At 59.3% G+C, this 19891-nt stretch carries 18 protein-coding genes and 2 pseudogenes; 11 read left to right on the top strand and 9 right to left on the bottom strand.

What is annotated here, in order from left to right:
• Positions 1 to 19 precede the first annotated feature (19 nt).
• The 3 genes from LCU97_RS05770 (at position 20) to LCU97_RS05760 (ending at position 2591) form a co-directional block, all read left to right on the top strand.
• On the top strand, positions 20 to 1192 hold the full coding sequence (locus tag LCU97_RS05770; protein WP_232775819.1) for a hypothetical protein: 1173 nt from the start codon (positions 20 to 22) through the stop codon (positions 1190 to 1192).
• Positions 1193 to 1351: 159 nt separating this feature from the next.
• The gene (locus LCU97_RS05765; protein ID WP_053156554.1) at positions 1352 to 1987 is read left to right on the top strand and encodes a hypothetical protein; all 636 of its coding nucleotides are present in this window, start codon (positions 1352 to 1354) and stop codon (positions 1985 to 1987) included.
• A 178-nt stretch (positions 1988 to 2165) separates the two neighbouring features.
• Positions 2166 to 2591 (top strand): VOC family protein, encoded by a 426-nt coding sequence (locus LCU97_RS05760; RefSeq protein WP_232775818.1) that lies wholly within the window; start codon positions 2166 to 2168, stop codon positions 2589 to 2591.
• 74 nt (positions 2592 to 2665) lie between these two features.
• On the opposite strand, the gene LCU97_RS05755 is transcribed toward LCU97_RS05760, so the two are convergent.
• The 3 genes from LCU97_RS05755 to LCU97_RS05745 all read right to left on the bottom strand — a co-directional run bounded on the left by LCU97_RS05755 (position 2666) and on the right by LCU97_RS05745 (position 4594).
• Positions 2666 to 3211, bottom strand: a complete 546-nt coding sequence (locus tag LCU97_RS05755) for a hypothetical protein (protein ID WP_053156548.1) — start codon at positions 3209 to 3211, stop codon at positions 2666 to 2668.
• A gap of 128 nt (positions 3212 to 3339) precedes the next feature.
• Complete coding sequence (locus LCU97_RS05750; protein WP_232775817.1) at positions 3340 to 4110, bottom strand: alpha/beta fold hydrolase; 771 nt, start codon at positions 4108 to 4110, stop codon at positions 3340 to 3342.
• 64 nt (positions 4111 to 4174) lie between these two features.
• Positions 4175 to 4594 (bottom strand): organic hydroperoxide resistance protein, encoded by a 420-nt coding sequence (locus LCU97_RS05745; RefSeq protein ID WP_232775816.1) that lies wholly within the window; start codon positions 4592 to 4594, stop codon positions 4175 to 4177.
• A gap of 463 nt (positions 4595 to 5057) precedes the next feature.
• On the opposite strand from LCU97_RS05745, the gene LCU97_RS05740 reads away from it, so the two are divergent.
• The 4 genes and pseudogenes from LCU97_RS05740 to LCU97_RS26740 all read left to right on the top strand — a co-directional run bounded on the left by LCU97_RS05740 (position 5058) and on the right by LCU97_RS26740 (position 9927).
• On the top strand, positions 5058 to 6170 hold the full coding sequence (locus tag LCU97_RS05740) for an ABC transporter substrate-binding protein (protein WP_232775815.1): 1113 nt from the start codon (positions 5058 to 5060) through the stop codon (positions 6168 to 6170).
• A gap of 16 nt (positions 6171 to 6186) precedes the next feature.
• Positions 6187 to 8499, top strand: a pseudogene (locus LCU97_RS26750) (ATP-binding protein); the annotation flags it as partial.
• A gap of 51 nt (positions 8500 to 8550) precedes the next feature.
• Positions 8551 to 9036 (top strand): annotated as a pseudogene (locus LCU97_RS26745) (response regulator transcription factor); the annotation flags it as partial.
• Positions 9037 to 9927, top strand: a complete 891-nt coding sequence (locus tag LCU97_RS26740) for a sensor histidine kinase (protein WP_408636355.1) — start codon at positions 9037 to 9039, stop codon at positions 9925 to 9927. It abuts the pseudogene before it with no gap.
• A gap of 32 nt (positions 9928 to 9959) precedes the next feature.
• Here the strand turns inward: LCU97_RS26740 and dmeF are convergent, their stop codons facing one another.
• The 5 genes from dmeF to LCU97_RS05710 are packed head-to-tail and all read right to left on the bottom strand — an operon-like array spanning position 9960 to position 15191.
• Positions 9960 to 10883 carry a CDF family Co(II)/Ni(II) efflux transporter DmeF gene (dmeF, locus tag LCU97_RS05730; RefSeq protein WP_232775813.1) on the bottom strand — a complete coding sequence of 308 codons (924 nt, stop codon included), beginning with the start codon at positions 10881 to 10883 and terminating at the stop codon, positions 9960 to 9962.
• Between the two features lie 19 nt (positions 10884 to 10902).
• Positions 10903 to 11178 carry a metal/formaldehyde-sensitive transcriptional repressor gene (locus LCU97_RS05725; RefSeq protein ID WP_053156531.1) on the bottom strand — a complete coding sequence of 92 codons (276 nt, stop codon included), beginning with the start codon at positions 11176 to 11178 and terminating at the stop codon, positions 10903 to 10905.
• A 50-nt stretch (positions 11179 to 11228) separates the two neighbouring features.
• Positions 11229 to 12491, bottom strand: a complete 1263-nt coding sequence (locus tag LCU97_RS05720; RefSeq protein WP_232775812.1) for a TIGR02270 family protein — start codon at positions 12489 to 12491, stop codon at positions 11229 to 11231.
• A gap of 23 nt (positions 12492 to 12514) precedes the next feature.
• Entirely contained in the window at positions 12515 to 12973 is a 459-nt protein-coding gene (locus tag LCU97_RS05715) for a DUF6484 domain-containing protein (RefSeq protein WP_232775811.1), read from the bottom strand.
• Between the two features lie 16 nt (positions 12974 to 12989).
• The gene (locus tag LCU97_RS05710; RefSeq protein WP_232775810.1) at positions 12990 to 15191 is read right to left on the bottom strand and encodes a type VI secretion system Vgr family protein; all 2202 of its coding nucleotides are present in this window, start codon (positions 15189 to 15191) and stop codon (positions 12990 to 12992) included.
• Positions 15192 to 15515: 324 nt separating this feature from the next.
• Between LCU97_RS05710 and LCU97_RS05705 the strand changes: the two genes are divergently transcribed.
• Genes LCU97_RS05705 through LCU97_RS05690 form a run of 4 tightly spaced genes read left to right on the top strand, consistent with a single transcriptional unit; the run spans position 15516 to position 19495 of the window.
• Positions 15516 to 16610 carry a DUF2169 family type VI secretion system accessory protein gene (locus tag LCU97_RS05705; RefSeq protein ID WP_232775809.1) on the top strand — a complete coding sequence of 365 codons (1095 nt, stop codon included), beginning with the start codon at positions 15516 to 15518 and terminating at the stop codon, positions 16608 to 16610.
• A complete protein-coding gene (locus LCU97_RS05700; RefSeq protein WP_232775808.1) occupies positions 16607 to 17638 on the top strand; it encodes a hypothetical protein in 1032 nt (343 codons plus the stop codon). Before LCU97_RS05705 ends, LCU97_RS05700 begins: the two co-directional genes overlap by 4 nt.
• Position 17639: 1 nt before the next feature.
• Positions 17640 to 18629: a PAAR-like domain-containing protein gene (locus tag LCU97_RS05695; protein ID WP_053156509.1), complete on the top strand. Its 990-nt coding sequence runs from the start codon at positions 17640 to 17642 to the stop codon at positions 18627 to 18629.
• A 32-nt stretch (positions 18630 to 18661) separates the two neighbouring features.
• Positions 18662 to 19495: a hypothetical protein gene (locus LCU97_RS05690; protein ID WP_232775807.1), complete on the top strand. Its 834-nt coding sequence runs from the start codon at positions 18662 to 18664 to the stop codon at positions 19493 to 19495.
• A gap of 11 nt (positions 19496 to 19506) precedes the next feature.
• On the opposite strand, the gene LCU97_RS05685 is transcribed toward LCU97_RS05690, so the two are convergent.
• Entirely contained in the window at positions 19507 to 19752 is a 246-nt protein-coding gene (locus tag LCU97_RS05685) for a hypothetical protein (RefSeq protein ID WP_053156502.1), read from the bottom strand.
• Positions 19753 to 19891 lie beyond the last annotated feature (139 nt).

Genomic DNA, 19891 nt, shown 5'->3' with positions numbered 1-19891 from the left:
TCCAGGGAAGGAAAATGAATTGAACAAACTGAACAGCTATGACCGAATGGATACGCTCAACACCAAGATACTGGAGAACTGTAACCCTATCGCGACGATAGAAGGCACGGAAATACTGCAGTTCGATTCACGCGGGGGAGATCAGATCGCCCTGTCTTCCCAAGCGTATCCTTATACAACCGTGGGTGCGATTTCCATCGTCAAGTCCAACGACCAAATCAATGATCAGGTCGTCAATCAGTACCAAAACAGATACGGAGCTAATATCGGCTCTACACATCTTGCAAGCCAACTGATCCTGCTGGATTCGACCGATGAAGAACTGATCAAACAGGCCATCAGAAGAGATGCCAGGCACACGGGGCCCAAAAATATCAATAAAGCGGCCTCGGCCGCTGTAGTGTTCGGTCTGAATGATCAACCTCTCGCCGAAAAAATCCAATGGTTCATGGAGAACAAAGAGGAAGCTCTCGCGGGTTTTGATGCGATGACTTGTCGCGTGAGCCCGCAACCTGAGTTTCTTCGACGGTTCAGCGAAATCGTCTCCCAGAACAGCACTAATTACGATTTGATGCGAAACGTCAAGTCTTGGCTTTATGGTTCATTTGGCGCGAGCCAGCCAGGGTGGGAAAGATTTGTTCACCACGACTTGTATTCAGCCAGACGGGTCAGGAGACACTTCAAGAACCTGGACAGTGCAGGTCAGGCAGAGGCACGCGGTGAATACGCTGCAGCCAAATACCTGCTGACCATTCAAGGTCAGAATTACCAGATGAAAATTGGCAAAGCTGCATCGGGAAGAACCAATGGCATAGACCAGATCTGGATACGCAGGAATATGCTGAGTGGGGCCGTCGAGGAATATCTGATCATCGAATCGAAAGGCAGCCTGGGCGCAAAACTGACCAATACCGAATATGGCCAGCAGATGTCTCCCAAGTGGGTATTTTTCTGCCTGGTTGGATTATTCAGCGACGATCACAGGCTCGCCAGCTCCGCCGCTTCTGATCGTTATGCGAAGAGGGGACTGGTCGAGAAGATTCTGGATGCGATGATCAACAATACGATTCCCGTGACAGGCTACATCTTTCAGGCAATGACAGGGCTGAAGGTCGGAGCTGAATCCCTTTCCATCATGAAACTGGGTAGATACAACCTGATTAACGCCTACCAGAAAGCGAAATCCACCTGAGGCCCCGGTAATTGGCCCATAGCAGGTGTGCCTCGGCAACGTTCCGAGTGATGCCGGAACAAGGTTGTTCGAGTGATGGCCTTTTGATTTCAGTCGCATCCGGCTAGAATTCGTGCCCCTGCTCAGTGAGCGGCACGAAAACTACGCAAGGAAGTTGATATGCAATGTGTAAAAGCCATCGGCCTCGCCTTGGCCTTGAGCCTCAGTGGATGCGCCAGTTTCACTAAAGATGAAGTCGCGCCCGTGAACCTGCCTTCGATGGCCAGTTACGCGAACAAGCCGAATGTCTATGTCGACTTTGATTTCTATCAGGGCGATCCCGACAATGCCAAGGCCACCGAGGTGCCGCAGGCTCGGGACATGCTCAAGCCCGAGCTGAAGCGAGCTTTCGATGAGTCAGGGCTCTTCGGGCGCGTGGTCTTCGACGAATTCCAGAAGCAACCTGGCGACTATAACCTTCGGTTGAAGGTCTACAACCACGCGCCAGGCGGTGGGCAACTGGTCCTGGCGTTCATCAGTGGGCTCACGCTGACGGTGATTCCTTCGTTGGCTACCGATCAGTACACCATGAGCCTGGAGACTCTGGACGAGCAGGGGCAACCGCTGGGCAAGAGCAGCAACCATGATGCGATCAACACGTGGATGGGCATCTGGTTCCTGCCGCTGGCAGGCAATACGCCCAAGGCTGCCGTCACCGACACTTTCAACCGGCAGGTCAATGCGCTGTTGAAGAATTGGGTCGACAACAACCGCACGAGATACTCCGCTGTCGAGACCCGTATTCCAAGGGGCTGAGACGGATAGAAAAGAGCCGCCATCGCGGCTCTTTTCAGTTGTGGGGTTGCATTCCCGCAACGCCAGGGGCACAAACGTTTTACGATACTTCAACGTCCCCCAGTCAGCCGATGCCGGTGCGATGCCTGGCCTGAAGCGTCGGGTGAAACCCAACGAAAATCCAACCATTGGAGTTCTGATGAGCCTTTCACCTTTCCATCTCGCAATCCCTGTTTATGACCTTGCTGCAGCACGTACCTTTTACGGTGAGGTGTTTGGTCTGGAGGAGGGACGCTCCAGTACTCAATGGGTCGACTTCAACTTTTATGGCCATCAACTCGTTATCCACGAACAACCAAAAACCGCGTCACAGGAAAATGCCCATCACAATCCGGTGGATGGTCACGACGTACCGGTTCCTCATTTCGGCATCGTCCTGGGCTGGGAAGAGTGGGAAGCGCTGGCCGAGCGATTGAAGTCCTTTGGCATTGAATTCGTGATCGAACCCTACATTCGTTTCAAAGGGCAGGTAGGCGAACAAGCCACCATGTTCTTGTTCGATCCGTGCGGTAATGCCCTGGAGTTCAAGGCATTCAAGGATATGAGCCAGCTTTTCGCCAAATGACCAACGCTATGGCAGGCCCTGGCGTGGGGCTTGGACCGATGGAAAAAGAGCCGCAATCGCGGCTCTTTTTTTGATCATTTCAACGCTTGAGTGAACTGCGGGTCGCTGTACAAGCTCTTGAGCAGGTCCAGCACCATCGGGTTGTAGTTGTTTGCAGCGGCCGGGATGGCAACCGGGCCAAAGAAACTGCTGTCCCATGCACGCTGCACGTCCTTGGTGGTTTCGTACAAAACCTGGTCACCTTTACGCAGGGTGAAGCGTGCAGCCAGCTCGCCATGACCTTCGCTCATGCCGGCGGTGAGTTGACTCTTGATCAATTGAACCTGCAATTGTCGGTCAGCGCGAGGGTCCAGCAGACCTGCCTGACGGAGCTCATCGTTGATCGCTGCCTGGATGTGCAGTGGCACGCTGCCAACAGGCGAAGAAATCGGATTCAGGCGAACCATCAGCGACCCTTGACCGGAATCGGCGTTCACCTGCGCTTCCCGCAGGGGCTGCAAGGGCGCGTTTTGCTTGAGCTGCTGGACGTTCTGATAATTGGGTTCGTAGCGGGTCATGGTCACACCACAGCCTTGTAGCAGCAGCGCGCAGAACGGCAGAGCCAGGTAGAGCTTCTTCACAGCAAATCCTTATGTGTTTTTTTGAGGGCGCGATTATCGACTGATAGCTTTGCGCCATCAAGCATGAAAGCGCTGGGGCCTACGGCAAAAAGGCCCGCGTGCGCGGGCCTCGGGTTGCCAAGTGGCATTTACTGCGCAGCTTTCTCGATCAGGTTGGCTACTACCTTCGGATTGGAAACCATCACCACATGGGAGGCGCCTTTCACGACGACGGTTTGCCTGGAGTGCGCACGCTCGGCCATGAACGCCATGGCTTGCGGCGGGATGTTCTTATCCTTGTCGCCGTACACGAACCAGGACGGAATGGTTTTCCAGGCCGGGTCGGTGGCGGCTTCGTTCAGAGCGGCGACGGTGATGGGGCGCTGACCGGCGGCCATCAGACGTGCTTCGGCCTCGGGAATATCGGCTGCGAACTGATCGTGGAACTTGTCCTGCTGGATGTAGAGGTCCTTGCCACCGTCAGCCAGTTCGACAGGGGCCGAAAGGGCCGAGGCGAGGGTGCCTCCCGGGAATCGCCCGGACAGTTCTGCCGCGGTTTCGCCCGCTTCCGGAGTGAACGCCGCCACATACACCAGACCCTTCACGTTCTGGTTGCCGTAGGCCGCTTCGCTGATCACCGAACCGCCATAGGAATGGCCGACCAGGACCACCGGCGTCTTGACGCTCTTGACGATACTCGCCACGGCTTGTGCATCGCTGCTCACGCCGCGCAGCGGGTTCGCCGCTGCAATGACCGGGTAGCCGTCCTTCTCCAGAATCTTCACCACGCCGTTCCAGCTCGACGAGTCGGCGAAAGCACCGTGCACCAGAATCACTGTGGGTTTGACGTCAGCAGCGTTTGCAAGACCGGCGACGGCGAAAGCGGTGGCGAAGGCCAAGCCAGACAGAATCTTTTTCATGGGTCACTACCTGTAATAGAAATGAAGAAGGCGGTTGCTATCGGGTTCTACACGGCCGCTGGCGTCAGACAGTGACGTGCAGGCGCACATCGACATTGCCGCGGGTGGCGTTGGAGTAAGGGCAAACCTGGTGGGCCGTGTCGACCAGCGCCTGGGCATCGACTTGATCCAGGCCAGGCAGACTGATGTTCAAATCAATGTCCAGACCGAAGCCACCGGGGATCTGGCCGATACCCACATGGGCGGTGATCGAGGTATTCGCCGGGATGCTGCGTTTGCTTTGGCTGGCGACGAATTTCAGCGCGCCGATAAAACAGGCCGAATAGCCGGCGGCGAACAGCTGCTCAGGGTTGGTCGCTTCGCCGCCGGCGCCGCCGAGTTCTTTTGGCGTGGTCAGCTTCACGTCCAGGATGTTGTCGTTCGAAACAGCGCGGCCATCGCGGCCACCGGTGGCGGTTGCTACTGCTGTGTAGAGTGCTTTCATGATGTTTCTCCTTGGGATCGATGAGACGGTGCGTGGTTGAATTGAAGCGCGCTCAATGTTTGCGCGCTAAGAAGTTGAGGTGAATTTAGCGAAGTAAAAGTTAGTGCGCAATATAAATTTTCAGAAAATTCCTGAATTTCTGTTAACCCATTGTTTTTGATGGGAATGTTTTTTACGGACGGCACCGTGGCGAGACGGCCAGCGAAGCGATGCTTGAACGTAGCAATCCTTCGAGCCGTGAACGGAGGGGCCAAGCTCAGCTTCCGACCACGCTGTGACGCAAAATCAATGGAGGATGGCCCCGGCATAAACAACGCGATCAAGCGCCGCGTATATGAAGCGACCCACGAAAGCCGGCAAGCTTTTCAGCCAGGTGAAATCGGAATTGAGACTATGCTCATCCCTACTGCAGCCAATGTGTTGGTTTCATTTCGATGGTCGACCGCTCTGGAAAGGAGTCCGTATGAATTCGGTTTTTCATGCCCGGTTCAATTGCAAAATCCTGTGGCGTTTCGCCGGTTGTCTGATCGGACTGGCGACGGTTGCCAGTCCTACAGTCCAGGCTGCGGACGACGCTATCGCCCGCGGTCCTACCGCCAGCTATAGCATTGCTTTTAGCAACTCTTACGCAGGCAGCGATTTTCGCAAGGTCATGGTGCGCAACTGGCAGGAAATTGCGGCCCAGGCGCAAAAGGATGGCTTGATCCGCGAGGCTCCGGTGGTCAGTGCCAATAACTCCGCGCCGGAACAAGCCGCCCATATCCAGGACATGATCGTCAAGGGCGTCAATGCCATCGTCATCCTGGCCGCGTCGGACACGGCCCTCAACGGCGTGATTCGGGATGCCTGCAATGCCGGTATCGTGGTGGTCGTCATGGCCAGTCTGGTCACCGAGCGCTGTGTCTATACCGTGGATTACGACTGGTCGGCCATGGGCCGGGTCGAGATCGATTACATCGCCAAGCGCCTCAAGGGCAAGGGAACGCTGCTGGAGATCCGCGGTATTGCCGGCGATGCCACCGATCAGAACATCAGTGACGGAATCCATAAGGCCGCCAGCGACTATCCGGGTCTGAAGTTCGCCAAGACCGTGTACGGGAACTGGACGGCGTCCGTCGCACGCAAGGAGGTGGCGCTGGCACTGCCATCGCTGCCCGGCATCGATGCCGTCGCGACTCAAGGCGGCGACGGTTATGGCGCGGCCATGGCATTCAAGGCGGCGGGGCGCCCTCTGCCGATCATTGTGATGGGTAACCGCCAGGACGAGCTTGCCCTATGGAAACAGGAACGCGATGCCAATGGTTATGAAACCGTCTCGGTCTCTGCCTCCCCGAGCGTTTCCCAAGTGGGCTTCTGGGTGGCACAGCAGATCCTGGCGGGTAAACAGGTGCCAAAGTTCGTCGAGGTGCCGCTGGTACGCATCGATGCGAAAGACCTGGACGCCTGGCTCGCTACTATGCCGGTGGGCGGGGCCGCCAATCCTTCCTACAACCAGGCATCCGTTGCGGCGATGATCGACGCGGCCATCAACAATACGGTGGCGCCAACACCTTTGCCGGAGATGACGAAACAGTAGCGGCGGGGGAGGCGCCATGTTGACATTCAAACCAGCCAAGGACCGGCCCATTGCCGTCAAGATCGGCCTGGCCGTTGCCGCGCTGGTGTTCCTGATGCTGACGGTATCGCTGGTGAACCTCTACGGCCTGCGAGGCATGGTCCGTGCCGTGGATTCCACCAGCCACTCCGCGGAAATCCTGGCCTCGGTCAACGGAGCCACCGGACGGGTGGAAAACTTCATCGCCACCCGCGATCAGCAAAGCCTGTCCCAGGCCGAAGGGATGGTGGCAACGGCCATCGCCGGTCTCTCCGCCATTCCGGCGGCAGAAGCGCAGTCGCTCAAGGGCAGCCTGGAGCGGCTCGCCTCGGCAATCTCGGCCTTGCGGGCGGCGAGCCTGACCATGGATGGCGAAACGGAGAACATGACGGCCCACTACGGCCGGATGCGAGAGGCGACTATTGTTGTCGAACAGGGCATTGCCGATGGGATGAAGGGACTTGAATCTCGCGCCGGAGACCACCGAGCGCGGGTGAACGCCCTCGAAAGCGCCCATCGAATCCTGGATACCCTGAGCAACGGCCAGCGGATCATCACCTCCAATGTGGCCAAGATGCTGGTGACCGGTGATCAGGCGACCGTCACCACGGCGCGGAACGCCTGCGCGGCGCTTGTTCCCGTTGTCGAGCAGTTGCGCGAGGTGATGACGGCCCCACCGGAAGTCGAGACGCTTGACCGGTTGGCGACGGCGCTCGCCGCTGCCAGCCTGGCGATCGCGCACCTCGGCGAGGCGCCCAAGCTCCGGGGAGCCGAGGCTCTGCGATCTCTTGCCATCACCGAGGATAGCGTCGAGCGCCTCGAGGCAATGACGGGGACAGCGCAAGAGCGCGTCGCCCATGATGCAGGCGACATCCAGGCGGCCACCGGTTTGCTGCAAAATGCAGCTGCGTTGTCCAAGCGTTTCGCCGAGCGTGTTGCCACTCTGGAAGCGCAGACCTTGTCGTTTCGCCTGACACCCTCGGCAGAAATTGCCGGCTCCGTCGGCGCCATCCTGGACGAGCTTTCGCGTCTGGCTCGCGTTCTTCCTTCGTCAGTGGCGTTGCAAGCCAAGGCCACCTCACTGACGGTCAGCGATCAGATTGCCGGCTACCGGGCGGCATTCGCCAGGTTTCAACAGGCGAGCAACGCCTTGAGCGATGCACGCGACCAGGTTCGAGACGAGGCACGAAGCGCCGGCCTGCTGGTCGCCAGTTTTGCGGGCCAGGCGCGCTCCGACGCCCTGATCCATAACGATCGCGGCATGCTGGCGACGTTGGTCGCGGGTACCATTGCCATTCTGCTGGCCGGCGCCATCGCCTGGAGCACGTCACGATTTGTTGCCCAGCCCATCGTGGCCCTGGCCTCGGCCATGCGCCGGCTTGCGGCCGGCGACCTGAACGCCGAGATCGCCAGTGTCAGTCGCGGCGACGAGATCGGAATCATGACCCGTGCTGTAAGGGTGTTCCAGGAGAATGCCCTGCGCATCCGGGTGCTGGAGACCGAGGCCGAAGCTGAACGACAACAAGTCCAGGCGTCATTGGAAAGAATGGTGGCCGAGCGAACCGAGACGTTGCACCAGCAAACCGCAATGCTGGAAGCACAGGCTGTCGAGCTCATCGAGGCGCGCAATCAGGCCGAGGCGGTCAACCAGGCCAAGAGCGATTTTGTTGCCACGGTCAGTCACGAACTGCGCACCCCCCTGACCCTGATCCTCGCACCTCTGGAGCAGCTTTCAGCGGCGACCACCCCGCCAGAGGACTGGCATGCGCAAATCGATCGCGCCCAACGCAACGCGTTGCGCTTGATGAACCGGGTGAATGACATTCTCGATTTTTCCAAGGCCGAAGCGGGCAAGTTCGACTTGTGCCCGGCGCCCATCGATTTGAACAAGGTGGTGGGCACACTGGCCGAGGATGCGGCGCTGGTGGCCAAGGGCAAAGGTTGCACCTTGACCTGCAGCATCGATCCGACGCTCGCCACGGTGTTTCTCGACCCCCGCCACTTCGAGAAGATTGTTCTTAACCTGGTGAGCAATGCCATCAAGTTCACGCCAGCCGGCGGCACTGTGCACCTGGCAGTCACAGCGCTTGGCGACGAGCGGTTTGAGTTCGCGGTACAAGACTCGGGCATCGGCATTGCGGCCGACAAGCTGCCACTGTTGTTCCAGCGTTTTTCCCAGATCGACAACTCCGCCACGCGCCACTACAGCGGTACAGGCATTGGGCTGGCCCTGGTCAAGGATCTGGTCGAACTGATGGGCGGCGAAGTGGGCGTCAACAGCGAGCCCGGACGAGGTTCGTGCTTCTTTGTCCGGCTGCCGCTCGGGGTCGAGCCGAACACCGTGTCGACCGAAGCCAGTGACATGCATGAGCGATCGTCACCGAGCACAACCGAACAGCGCCACTTGCGTTTCGATGATGGGCACCAAGGTGTTGGCAAAGGCCGTGCTTCGCCAGAAGGCATAGATGAGACGCACCCGGTCCGCGCCTCGCAATCCAGAGTGCTCGTGGTAGATGACAGCCCGGAGATGCTCAGCTACCTCAGCGAACTTCTGCACGATGACTACATCGTCGCCACCGCATCGGATGGCGAGCAGGCCTGGGCACTGTTGCAACGCCAGCCTATCGATGTCGTCGTCTCGGATGTGATGATGCCCAAGCTCGACGGCTTTGGGTTGACTGCCAGGATCAAAGCCAGCGCCAGCTTCGTCCATCTGCCCGTGATTCTGTTGACCGCTCGCGGCGGCAGCGAAGCTTGCGTCTCCGGGCTGGAGAGTGGCGCCGATGACTATATCGCCAAACCCTTCTCGCCGCTGGAGCTCAAGGCACGCGTACGAGCAGCGCTACGCATGAGCCAGGTGCAAGCCGAACTGCAAGCAAAAGCGCGTCAAGCAGGCATGGCCGAGATCGCCACGGCGGTTCTGCACAACGTCGGCAACGTGCTCAACAGTGTGAACGTATCGGCCGAAACAGTCAGCAGCCAAATGCGCACTTCCAAAGCCCAGGGACTGGGCAAGGTGGCTCAGTTGATCAACGAACACGTCGACAACCTGAGCGAATTTCTCACCAGCGACCATAAAGGGAAAATGCTGCCCGGCTACCTGCTCAAGCTGGCGGAGGTGGTAACGGCGGAGCAGCAGGGCATCATCGAAGAGCTCGGGCAACTCACCAAGGGCGTCGATCACATCAAGAACATTGTCGCGGCCCAACAGTCCTACGCGGTTGCCGTCAGTGTCGTCGAGACAGTACTGCTCCCGGAGCTGATCGACGACGCCCTGCGCTTGAGTGCCGGTTCACCGGCGCGCCAGGAGGTGACGGTGGTCAAGCACATCACCGACTTGCCCCTGTTGTCACTGGACCGGCACCGGGTGCTGCTGATTCTGGTGAACCTGATCCGTAATGCCAAGCAGGCGTTGCAAGGCGTGAGCGATCGCAGCCCGTGCATCACCTTCGGCGCCTCCCTCAGCGACGAGTCGGTATTGCGTATCACGGTGACCGACAACGGCAGTGGAATTGCACCAGAGCACTTGAAGCGAGTCTTTACCCACGGCTTCACCACCCGCAAGGAGGGTCACGGATTTGGCCTGCACAGCTGCGCGCTGGCCGCACAGGAAATGGGCGGCAGCTTGACCGTGCACAGCGATGGTGTTGGACAGGGGGCGACCTTTATTCTCGAAATACCGATTGGTGCTTCTCAGGCCAAGGTGAACACCGGATCGGCGCAGGCTACTGATCGATGACAAGCCTCTGACCCATCGATATTTTGCGAACATCACATCGATGCTCGAAACTCAACGGTAAGGTGACTGATCTCGTGAACGGGCTTGAGCCGTTCACGGATGCCGTCCGCGTCCGTCGTAGCGCTGCCCAGAACGCTGACAATGGCGGCATGCGCTTGCGGGCCGACGCGCCACACATGCAGGTCGATGATCCTGGCATCACCCGGTTGTTCAACCAACTCGCGAATTTCCTGTGCAACAGGATCATCGGTTTGATCGAGCAGAACACCCGCAGTATCACCCATCAGGCTCCAGGCCCATCGTGCGATGACCATCGCGCCAACGATACCCATGACCGGATCAAGCCAGATCCATCCGAGGTAGCGGCCGGCGAGGAGGGCGGCGATGGCGAGAACAGACGTCAGCGCATCGGCAACCACATGCAGGTAGGCAGACCGGAGGTTGTTATCGCCCCCGTGCGGGGGATGGTGATGATCGTGATCGTGATCGTGATGGCTGTGAGTGTGGCCGTGGCCGAGTAGCAGGGCGCTCACGATGTTGACGGCCAGGCCGACGACGGCAATCAGCGTTGCCGTCCCGAACTGGACGTCGGTGGGCTGGAACAGCCGGATGAGCGATTCGGCGACAATTGCCAGGGATACCAATCCCAGGATGAGCGCTGACGCGAAGCCACCCAGGTCGCCGACTTTGCCGGTGCCGAAACTGAAGCGGGTGCTGGATGCATGGCGCTTGGCATACCAATAAGCCGCCGCGGCGATCCCCAGTGCACCCGCATGAGTAGCCATGTGAAATCCATCGGCCAGCAGCGCCATGGAACCTGTGATGTACCCGGCGGCAATCTCGCCGACCATCATCACAAGGGTCAGGATCACCACCCAGAGGGTACGCTTTGCATTTTCATCATGTGCCGAGCCGAGATAGACGTGCTCGTGGGTGAAACGTGTGGTGCTGCTCATTGATTTCAGCCTGCGTTTATCACTTGGAGTAACGTCGAATGGCTTCGAGAAGCTCTTCTACGCCCTTGGCGCGTTGTTCATCGCTCAGTGCAGGGTTGGCCACATGCTCCCGGGCATGGTCTTTGATGATTTCCTCCATCAAGCCATTGATGGCTCCGCGGGTGGCGGCCACCAGATGGAGCGTCCGCGCACAGTCGTGATCTGACTCAAGGGCGCGTTCCACCGCCTGGATCTGGCCGGCAATGCGCTTCACGCGCTTTTGCAGGTTGTCTTTGTTGGATGCGAGATGACTCATAGGATACCCCCCTTACCTATGTGGGAGCGTCGCATATCTGTACCGCCGGATCAACGGCCGAATGACGCCGCCATGTCCAGCAACCGCTTTTGCCGCCGGGTCGGCGCACTGGTGGGAAAAAGCACGTCGTTCGGCCGAAAACGAGCAAGGCCGCAAGCGGCGGCGATGCGCTGGCGTTGCTGACCGCGTACCAGGACCCGCTCGAACGTGTGTTCATTGTGGGCCGATCCGAGCAGGTAGCGAGTGCCCATGTGCAACTGTCCACCGTTGGCGTGCCACCAGGCTTCGACTGATCGTGGATCGGGCCAGGGCAGGCTTTCATCGGGGTCCATGGCAACGTTCGGGTCGGCGGGATTGTCGTTCGGGCCTGCATCGAAATCCGGCAGGTCCTGCAATTCGAGGTCGAGGAGCGTCAGGTCAGCCCCCGTGATCAGGTTGAAGGCTTCGCCGGCGACGCGGGCGTAAGGCAAGTCGCTCATGTGCTGGATCAACCAGGGCACGCAGACCGGGTCTCCCAGTAAACCAAGGGCCTGGATGCCGATGCGTCGATGCCTGGGATCCTGTACCCATTGGCGTATCCAGGCGATGCTGGGCTCGCGCTCCTGCCACGCCAGTAACACGCCAAGGGCGCGGTATTGAAACTCGCCCGGCTGTTCGGCGAATTGGCGCAAGGGTTCCAAAGCCTGCTGGTCGCCCAACTGGGCCGAGGCCCAGTTGGCCCAGAAACGGGTGGCGGTATCCGTGTGCTGGCAGTGGCCGCGGATGTTCGGTAGCACGTCGTGCCGGCGCAACTCGCCGGCGGTACGGGCAGCACGGGCCAGCACGCTTGGGTCCGTGTCGCAAAGTCCACCGATCAGGGCAGGGCCGGGATCGTGCCGATGCATGCCGCAGGCGGCCAGGCCGAGGCGCCGAAACATCGGCTCAGGCGCGGCGAGCATCCGGTAGATCCAGGGCGACAGTCGTTCCCAGTCGAGCCATCCCAAGGCCATTCGATAACCGCGTTCAGTTTCTGCGGCGCTTCGCAGGTGTTCGCTCAGCCGGGACAACACTTTCCCATTGGCCGACTCGAAGGCCAGCACCGCACAGGCAAACATCTCGCCGACCCCATGGGGTCCTAGCTGGCTCAGGAGCGTTTCCAGGCCATCATCGGCGGCGATGCGCAACCCGTCGAGGTGAGCGTCAAGACGGTTGTCGAGTGCACTGAGGTGTTCGATATCGTAGTGCGGTGCGCGCAGGGCGTAGTCGCGCAGGTTGGCCAGGAAGCTGGCTTCTTCGGCGTGCTGCTCGATGATCGGGAACAGCGAGTTGTTCATGAGGCAGGCTTCTCGTACAGCGTCTAGTTGATCTGCACCGAACCGCCCTTGATGCGGTTGACCCCGCTGGAGCGGCTGGAAAGGTAGGCGCCTTGGATAATCACTTTACCCTCGCGGGTCAGGGTGATGCTGGCCTTGCCGCACCGCAGGATGATTTCCCGTTTGGCGCTGAACTCCAGGCGCTCGCCGTCCAGGTGGGCGAACGCAGGTGCCGTGGGTTCTTCCAGACGCTGGATGCGGCCGATCACCAGCGGCCGTGCCGGGTCGCCTGCCTCGAACATCAACGCGACCTGGACGCCGATGTCTTCGCGGGTCAGGGGGGTGGTGGTGCGTGCGGCGAGGCCCATTTCACCGGGGCAGCCGGGAAACGCCACCACTGGCGCGTCCACTTGTGGCACGTCCAGCAAGACACCAATCACAACGCCGTCCACGCGCACCGGCGCCGAGGTAGGGGTGGCGCAAAGATGATATTCAACGGTCATAGCGGCCACTCCATGGCTAGTTCTGCAGGATCTTCTGGCCTTTTACGACAACGTTCCTGTTGGCCTTGATGTTGATGGTCCCGGAGCCGTCGAGGGTGATGTTCTTGCCGCTGATCATGATGGTGCCGTCCTTCTTCATGGTGATGCTGGCAGCCCCCGTGGTCAGCGTGATCGAGTCGCCGGCGGTGAGGGAGAAATGCTTGCCGACGTCCAGGCTGTCGTTCTGCTTGATGTCGGTGCTGCGGTTCTGGGCAACGTCACGGGATTCGTTCTGGCCGATGCGGGTGCTGTGGTTAGCGTTGATATCGGTGCTCTGGTTGCCGCTGATCTCGATGCCTTCGTTGCCTTTGACCGTTTCATTGCGGTTACCGGAAATATCGATCGTCTCGTTTCCACCCACGTCCTCGCTGCGGTTACCGCCGATGCTGATGGTTTCGTTGGCAACGACCTTTTCCGTGCGGTCTGCACCGATGGTGATGGTCTCGTTGCTGCCGACCTTCTCGGTGCGATTGACGCCGATGGTGATTTTTTCGTTGTTGCCCACCTCCTCGGTACGGTTCACGCCGATGGTGATGGTTTCGTTGTTGTCCACGGTTTCCGTGCGGTCATGTTTGACATGGACCGTTTCGTCGTTGTCGATGGTCTTGCTGCGGTCATGGCCTACCCAGTGGGTTTCATCGTTCTCGACTTCGATGTCCTGATTCTTCTCGGCATGGATGAACAGTTGCTCCGCGCCTTTCTTGTCCTCCATGCGGATCTCGTTGAAGTTGGCCGGTGAACCACCCTTGCTTGAGCGGCTTTTCACGCCACTCTGGGTGGCATTGGCTGGCAGCCCGTAGGGCACGGTCTGCTCGGCGTTATAGACACGACCCGTGATGATCGGCCGGTCCGGATCGCCTTCCAGGAAACTCACGATCACTTCCTGGCCGATCCGTGGAATCTGCACCGAACCCCAGTTCTTGCCGGCCCAGGCTTGGGACACGCGAATCCAGCAGGAGCTGTTCTCGTTGGATTGGTCATGGCGATCCCAGTGGAAATGCACTTTGACCCGGCCATATTGGTCGGTCCAGATTTCTTCGCCACTGGGCCCCACCACCACGGCCGTCTGCGGCCCGCGGACGATGGGCATGGGCGTCAGCGGGAGAGGGCGGTAGACCTGATGAGCGTCCATGCAGTCCAACTCGCTGACGAACTGTTCGGCCAGGTCCGACTGCCCGCTCTCATAGGGATCCTGGCGGATCTGATAGCGGGCGATTACCACCAGGTATTCGCGATTCTGGTCTGCCCGCTCGTAACCCGTCAGCGCGAACAAGTGACCGGAGCCCAGCCCGCGAGCGAGACCGCGCAACTGAACCCGTTCAAATTGACTGTGGATGGCTTCGATGCGGGTACGGGCGTAATACTCGCCGTCATGGCTCTGCAGGTATTCACCGGGATAGTCATAGAGCGGATAGTCGCCGTTGCTGTGGCTGCGCATGACACTGGAGCGGACCTCGAGGCTGGCGCGAGGACGCTGGAAGTCATAGTCATTCAACGCCAGCGAACCGGGTTGTACTTCTCGTGCCAGTTGCCAGTCGTAGAAATGATCCCGTTCGCGCATTTGCCGGTCGGGCGGATAGAAGGGCACGCTGTCGTAGTCCGGCACCGTGGTATGTGCTCCATAGGCATCGGCCAGCACCAGTACATGGCGCTCCTTTTCATGTCGGAAGAAATAATAGATGCCTTCCTGTTCCATCAACCGGCTGACGAAATCGAAGCTGGTTTCGCGGTATTGCACGCAGTATTCCCACTCGCGATAACTGCTGCTCAGGCTGTCTTCGAAATCCGAGAAACCGAGGTCGCGGAATACTTGCTTGATGATGTCCGGCACCGTCTTGTTCTGGAAAATCCGGCAATCCGACGTACGCGTGAGCAACCACAGCCAGGGCCGTAGAACAACACGGTAACCGGCGAACTGACCGCGTCCGGTCAACTGGCGACAACTGCAGACAATCCCGTGGAAATAGCGTTTACCGCCCTCATACAGCTCCAGGGTCAAGCCCATGGGCTTGCCCAGCAACTGATCGAACGTGATCGCCCGGTCTTCGGAGGTCAGATCCAGTTCGTAGTGAAAACACCGGCCTAATTCTTCACTGCCTTCCATGGTTTGCAGCAACAAGACATCGCCACCGAGTGGGCTGTCGATCTGCACCAGGCGGTTGTTTTGCGTGATTGGCATCAACGGCGTCCTCTGGCTCGGGTTCGGACGTCAGTGGGCCGTCTTGACTGCATAGCGCTGTCTATCCATCACAGATTGATCTCCCTATCGGTCTATTCGGCGCTCTAGCCTCATTCAGCAAGCGTAGACGGGAATGGCGAGGTTGTTGCTGGCCTCATGTTCAAAGAGTCGAGCCAAGCGCCAAGCCAGCAGCATGCTATCGTTGCAATAAAACAACGCAGGTGTGCCAAGGACAGGGAGGTGCGGCTCGCAGCGCCACGGCAGGGTGTGCATGTCCCTCGGGATTGTTGCCAGGCTATGTGCACGAGTCGCCAGACACGCACTATGCAGATCACCAGCAATACCACCCCGTTTCTCGCCGAACGCTTTGTTTCAACAGATAAAAGCGGACAGAAGCACTGCGTTGTGGTTGTCAGGGCGACCTTTGATGTCGACGATCAGGGCGGCTGCGTGCCGGCGTCGGAGCAGGTCCCCTTTGTCTATTGCGACCAGCACCACGGCGATCCCGGTACGACATCGGTCCGTTTCGAGACGGACTTCGCGCCGGTGAAGCCACGCGTCGATGTGTTGGTTCACGCTTCGGCCGTTTCCCCGAAGGGTGAACCCGTGACCCGGCTACAGGTCGGCTTCGCGGGTGCGGGTATCCATAAGCATGCAGTGGTGAGTGGCGATCGCGTTTGGACGCTCGGTGTGACGGGTATCATCGCGTCGCCGCCGTCGCCTTTCACCTCGATACCGCTTTCCTGGGATCGTGCGTTTGGTGGCAGCGATCTCTCCCATGACGATGAGAAAAAACGTGGCAGCGATCTGCGTAATCCCACCGGTGTTGGTTTCCATCTGAATGACCGGGACGACAGCATCCTCAATACGCGGTTGCCAAACGTAGAGCGTCACGATGATCTGACGGGTGCCTGGACGGATAAGCCGCAACCCATTGGTTTTGCGCCCGTCGGCCGGGGCTGGCTGCCGCGTATCGGCTTCGCCGGGACGTACGACCGGCACTGGTTCGAGACACGACGCCCCTTTTTGCCGGAAAACTTCGACATTCGTTATTTCCAGGCGGCGCCGCTCGACCAGCAATTGGATCGTCTGGAGGCTGGCACACGCTTCACCTGTGCCAATATGAGTCCGGGCGGGGCATTCGTGGCTCAGACGCCGGCCTTCGATATCCCGATCACGTTCTTCTTCGAGAATCGCCAGGTACAGGCGGTCATCAACGCCGACACCGTTATCCTCGAACCTGGTTGTACCCGGCTTACGCTACTCGGCAGGACATCGGTAGCGCTGCCTCGCAAACTGGCGCAACTGCGAGAAATACAGGTCGGCAAGCGCCGTTATACAGACCTGCACGGTAAACCGCATTTCGCCAGTCTGTCAGACCTGGTCACCTCATTGGGACATGGGGAGGCGAAGACATGACGCAGCCCGTCTACGTGTCTTGCCTGGGATTGGTCTGCGCGGTTGGCCTGACACCCGCGGCGGCCGCTGCAGCAATGCGTGCGGGGATCAGCGGCTTCGATGAATTGCCGTGGGTCGAAGATGGCTTGGAACCGATCATTGGCGCGAGAGTGCCAACGGTGGCGGAGGATCTGCACGGGCGTGCACGGCTTGTCGAAATGCTGGTTCAGGTGTTGGGGCAAAGCCGTGCCGCATTGGCGGGCCGCGCGGATATGGGCGAACTGCCGCTGCTTCTGTGCACGTCCGAACCGCAAAGGCCTGGCTCGCGTATCGACGGCATCGTGACGCAAGTCGAGGCGCGATTGGGAAGGCTGCTGCAACGGAAAGGCGCGGCCCACGTGGCCCTTGGGCATGTCGCAAGCATCGAAGCGTTGAGTCTGGTGGGGCGGGCCATGGACCAGGCCGACCGTGACGCCTGCCTGATCGTGGCGGTCGACTCTCTCGCGGATCCTCGCTGCTTGCTCTGGTTGGAGCAGAGCGGTCGGCTCAAGACCACGCTACGCTCAGATGGCGTGATACCGGGTGAAGCCGCTGCGGTGCTACTCGTCAGTCGAAAGCCGATGAGCGCGGCGCCCTTGGTCGTTCTTGGCGTGGGTACCGGCAACGATACCGCCACGGTGCTCAATGACGATCCGCAACTGGGCCTGGGGATGACGACAGCTGTCGCCGCGGCTCTCGCACAAGCCGGCGTTGCCATGCACGACATCGCTTGGCGTTTGAGCGATGTGTCGGGCGAAGCCTATGGGTTCGAGGACCTGGCCCTGGCCCAGTCTCGCCTGATGCACCAAACCCGCCCGAGCCAGGATCTGTGGCACCCGGCGAGCTATGTTGGCGACTGCGGAGCAGCGCTGGGAGCGATCCAAATCGCTTGGCTTGAACAAGCGTTCGTGCGTGGCTATGCGCCTGGTCCGATTGCGCTGGTACACAGCTCATCAGCGAACGGTGCACGCGCAGCAGCCGTTATCAGTGGCACAGTGAGGGAGCGCTGACATGTCGCACGAGGTTTATGCCAACAGCAATGAGATCGCCGGAAAAGCCGGCATGGGCAAAGTGATCGCCTCGTTTCCCGATGTCTGCCTTTCGCCGCCAGGGCCACCTGCCGGGCCGATTCCGATTCCTTATCCGGACACCTCCTTCTCATCGACGCTCAAACAGGGCTCCAGGACGGTGATGCTGAAACGCAAGCCGGCAGCGTTGTCACAACAGTCCTATTACCAGCCTTCCATGCTCGGCGACGAAGCGGCAACCCGGGCGTGGGGAATGTCGGTGATCACGCACCAGATTACGGGCAAGACCTATTTCCAGGCCTGGTCGATGGACGTTCAGATTGAGGGCAAGTACGTCTGCCGACACTGCGACATCACCACCAGCAATCATGCCAGCGCGCCTGGCGTGGGGGCGCCTAATCCTAATCTTGAAGCGGTGGGGTGGGGCGAACTGGAAGATGAAAGGCCTTACACATGCGCGTGTTGCAACGGGCCTCGTCATTCAGCCGGCAAACCGATGACGATGGATGATTGGTACATGAAAGATTCTGCCGGCAATGTGGCCCCTCATGCGGCTACCTACACCGCCTTGATGAACGACGTGAACAATCGCAAGACGGCAACGCCTCCTTGCACCTGCAGCAGCCGGCTCGTTCCGTCTGCGCCTTGCAACGTCTTCAGGCGACCCGTGACACCAGCGGAGCGGCAGGCGAACAAAAGTGCCTGGAACAGCCTGCGTGACACGTACCAAGGGGTTTTCAATGTACCGAGCGAAGCGCAAGTGATTGCGAATCTGACGCCAAAACTGGGTCGCGCACCGGTGCAGGCCGAGATTCAGGACGAGCGGCAAGTCAATCACCTGGTTCCCAAGGCTGCGGCCGGCGGCTGCCCCGTCGGTGAAGGTAATCTTGAGAAAAACGGCGACTTGTGTCCTGTATGTCGAAGTCTGGACAAGCGTTTTGGTACGCTGCAGTCATTGGCCTCAAAAGCCTGAACCGGCGCAAGCGACGACTATGAGGAATGACAATGGACTGGAGTCGTTACGGAAATCCCGAAATGGTCGACTGGGAGGGGCGGGGGTATTTTGCTTACCCTGACGTCGTGACCATGCCTCCCGGAAGGGAAGTCGGGCGGTTGCCGCAGGAGGGTGACTACTTTCAGTGGCTGGAAGCCCTGAGGCGGGCAAAGCTTGGCGATTTCAGCCCACTGCCGGGGCTCGTCGAGTTGGGAAGCGGCGACACCCATCCGGTCAACCGACGCCTGTGCGCGGAGCTGCTGGGCGATGCCGGACCGACGTCTACCGTCGACACTCTCGCAACACGACTGGCATCCGAAGAAGTGGGGCTTGAGCTCACACTTGCCTGGGGCGCAGTGCTCACGCGGCGCGGAAAGCTGGCCGATATGCCCATTGTTCTCGCTGCATTCGAACGGGTCGCGACCATCAACGATGCCGAGATCCTGCCAGTGCATCTCTCGGAATGCCTGGAGACGGGGTACGAACTCTGCGACCATCAGGACTATGACTCACTGGAAAGCTATCGCAACGCGGTGCTCACCAGATGCGCCGAACTGGCCGGTCGATTCGGTACGGACCAGGTCTGTGTGGACGGCGGTGAACCGCTGAGTGTGATTGGCTTGGCCCAGCGGATTTTAAGGCGCTTGCGAGAACCTTGTTTTCCATTCGAACTGCGACGGCGCTTCGAGTGTACGACCGGCATCGACTGCTCTTCTTTTTATCATGATCGGGTGTTCAGACCGATGCAGGCGTCAGCCCTTCTGGAAGCGTTTCTCGAAGACCCCCATGCCAGTGGGTTTGAAAGTGGCGTCCGTTATTTCTTCGGGCATCGTATTCCGGATTAGGAAAATCCACACTAATTTGCCTGGTGATCTGCCTTTCCGACCGGGGCAAATTCTGGAAACTCCTCCAGCAATGCCTTGTTCCCGCCGATGATGAGTTTTTTCACTGCCTGGGAGATGTTCAATCGCACCACCCCGGTCGAGATGGAATACATCGCCCACGCTTGTTCGGGCGTGCAATGAATAATTTGTTCTTCAATCTCGTTGTAGGCTTTGCTTTCGTCCGAGTTCAGGCTGGCTTGATAATCGCCTTGGCACATGATTTTGTCCCTTCCTAAGACCTCTAGAACAGTCCTGTTTAGTGAGGACTGTCCTTCCCTATGCAGTTTTAATTACGTCAAAACAGCCCCCTCAGGCCGGGGGCGACTCGCCTGTCCAATTGAGCGCCAGGCAAGCCAG

The sequence above is a fragment of the Pseudomonas uvaldensis genome, from assembly GCF_021271205.1.
Lineage (GTDB): Bacteria > Pseudomonadota > Gammaproteobacteria > Pseudomonadales > Pseudomonadaceae > Aquipseudomonas > Aquipseudomonas uvaldensis.
The sequence above is the reverse complement of the archived record's forward strand: the minus strand, read 5'-3'. Positions and strand labels throughout refer to the sequence as shown.

What these genes read in the sequence shown, in the direction of transcription:
- LCU97_RS05690 (WP_232775807.1), top strand. Translation starts at nt 18,662, where the DNA reads ATGGACTGGAGTCGTTACGGAAATCCCGAAATGGTCGACTGGGAGGGG.
- dmeF (WP_232775813.1), bottom strand. Translation starts at nt 10,883, where the DNA reads ATGAGCAGCACCACACGTTTCACCCACGAGCACGTCTATCTCGGCTCG.
- LCU97_RS05705 (WP_232775809.1), top strand. Translation starts at nt 15,516, where the DNA reads ATGCAGATCACCAGCAATACCACCCCGTTTCTCGCCGAACGCTTTGTT.
- LCU97_RS05745 (WP_232775816.1), bottom strand. Translation starts at nt 4,594, where the DNA reads ATGAAAGCACTCTACACAGCAGTAGCAACCGCCACCGGTGGCCGCGAT.
- LCU97_RS05715 (WP_232775811.1), bottom strand. Translation starts at nt 12,973, where the DNA reads ATGACCGTTGAATATCATCTTTGCGCCACCCCTACCTCGGCGCCGGTG.
- LCU97_RS05725 (WP_053156531.1), bottom strand. Translation starts at nt 11,178, where the DNA reads ATGAGTCATCTCGCATCCAACAAAGACAACCTGCAAAAGCGCGTGAAG.
- LCU97_RS05765 (WP_053156554.1), top strand. Translation starts at nt 1,352, where the DNA reads ATGCAATGTGTAAAAGCCATCGGCCTCGCCTTGGCCTTGAGCCTCAGT.
- LCU97_RS05710 (WP_232775810.1), bottom strand. Translation starts at nt 15,191, where the DNA reads ATGCCAATCACGCAAAACAACCGCCTGGTGCAGATCGACAGCCCACTC.
- LCU97_RS05695 (WP_053156509.1), top strand. Translation starts at nt 17,640, where the DNA reads ATGTCGCACGAGGTTTATGCCAACAGCAATGAGATCGCCGGAAAAGCC.
- LCU97_RS05685 (WP_053156502.1), bottom strand. Translation starts at nt 19,752, where the DNA reads ATGTGCCAAGGCGATTATCAAGCCAGCCTGAACTCGGACGAAAGCAAA.
- LCU97_RS26740 (WP_408636355.1), top strand. Translation starts at nt 9,037, where the DNA reads ATGAGCCAGGTGCAAGCCGAACTGCAAGCAAAAGCGCGTCAAGCAGGC.
- LCU97_RS05700 (WP_232775808.1), top strand. Translation starts at nt 16,607, where the DNA reads ATGACGCAGCCCGTCTACGTGTCTTGCCTGGGATTGGTCTGCGCGGTT.
- LCU97_RS05740 (WP_232775815.1), top strand. Translation starts at nt 5,058, where the DNA reads ATGAATTCGGTTTTTCATGCCCGGTTCAATTGCAAAATCCTGTGGCGT.
- LCU97_RS05760 (WP_232775818.1), top strand. Translation starts at nt 2,166, where the DNA reads ATGAGCCTTTCACCTTTCCATCTCGCAATCCCTGTTTATGACCTTGCT.
- LCU97_RS05750 (WP_232775817.1), bottom strand. Translation starts at nt 4,110, where the DNA reads ATGAAAAAGATTCTGTCTGGCTTGGCCTTCGCCACCGCTTTCGCCGTC.
- LCU97_RS05720 (WP_232775812.1), bottom strand. Translation starts at nt 12,491, where the DNA reads ATGAACAACTCGCTGTTCCCGATCATCGAGCAGCACGCCGAAGAAGCC.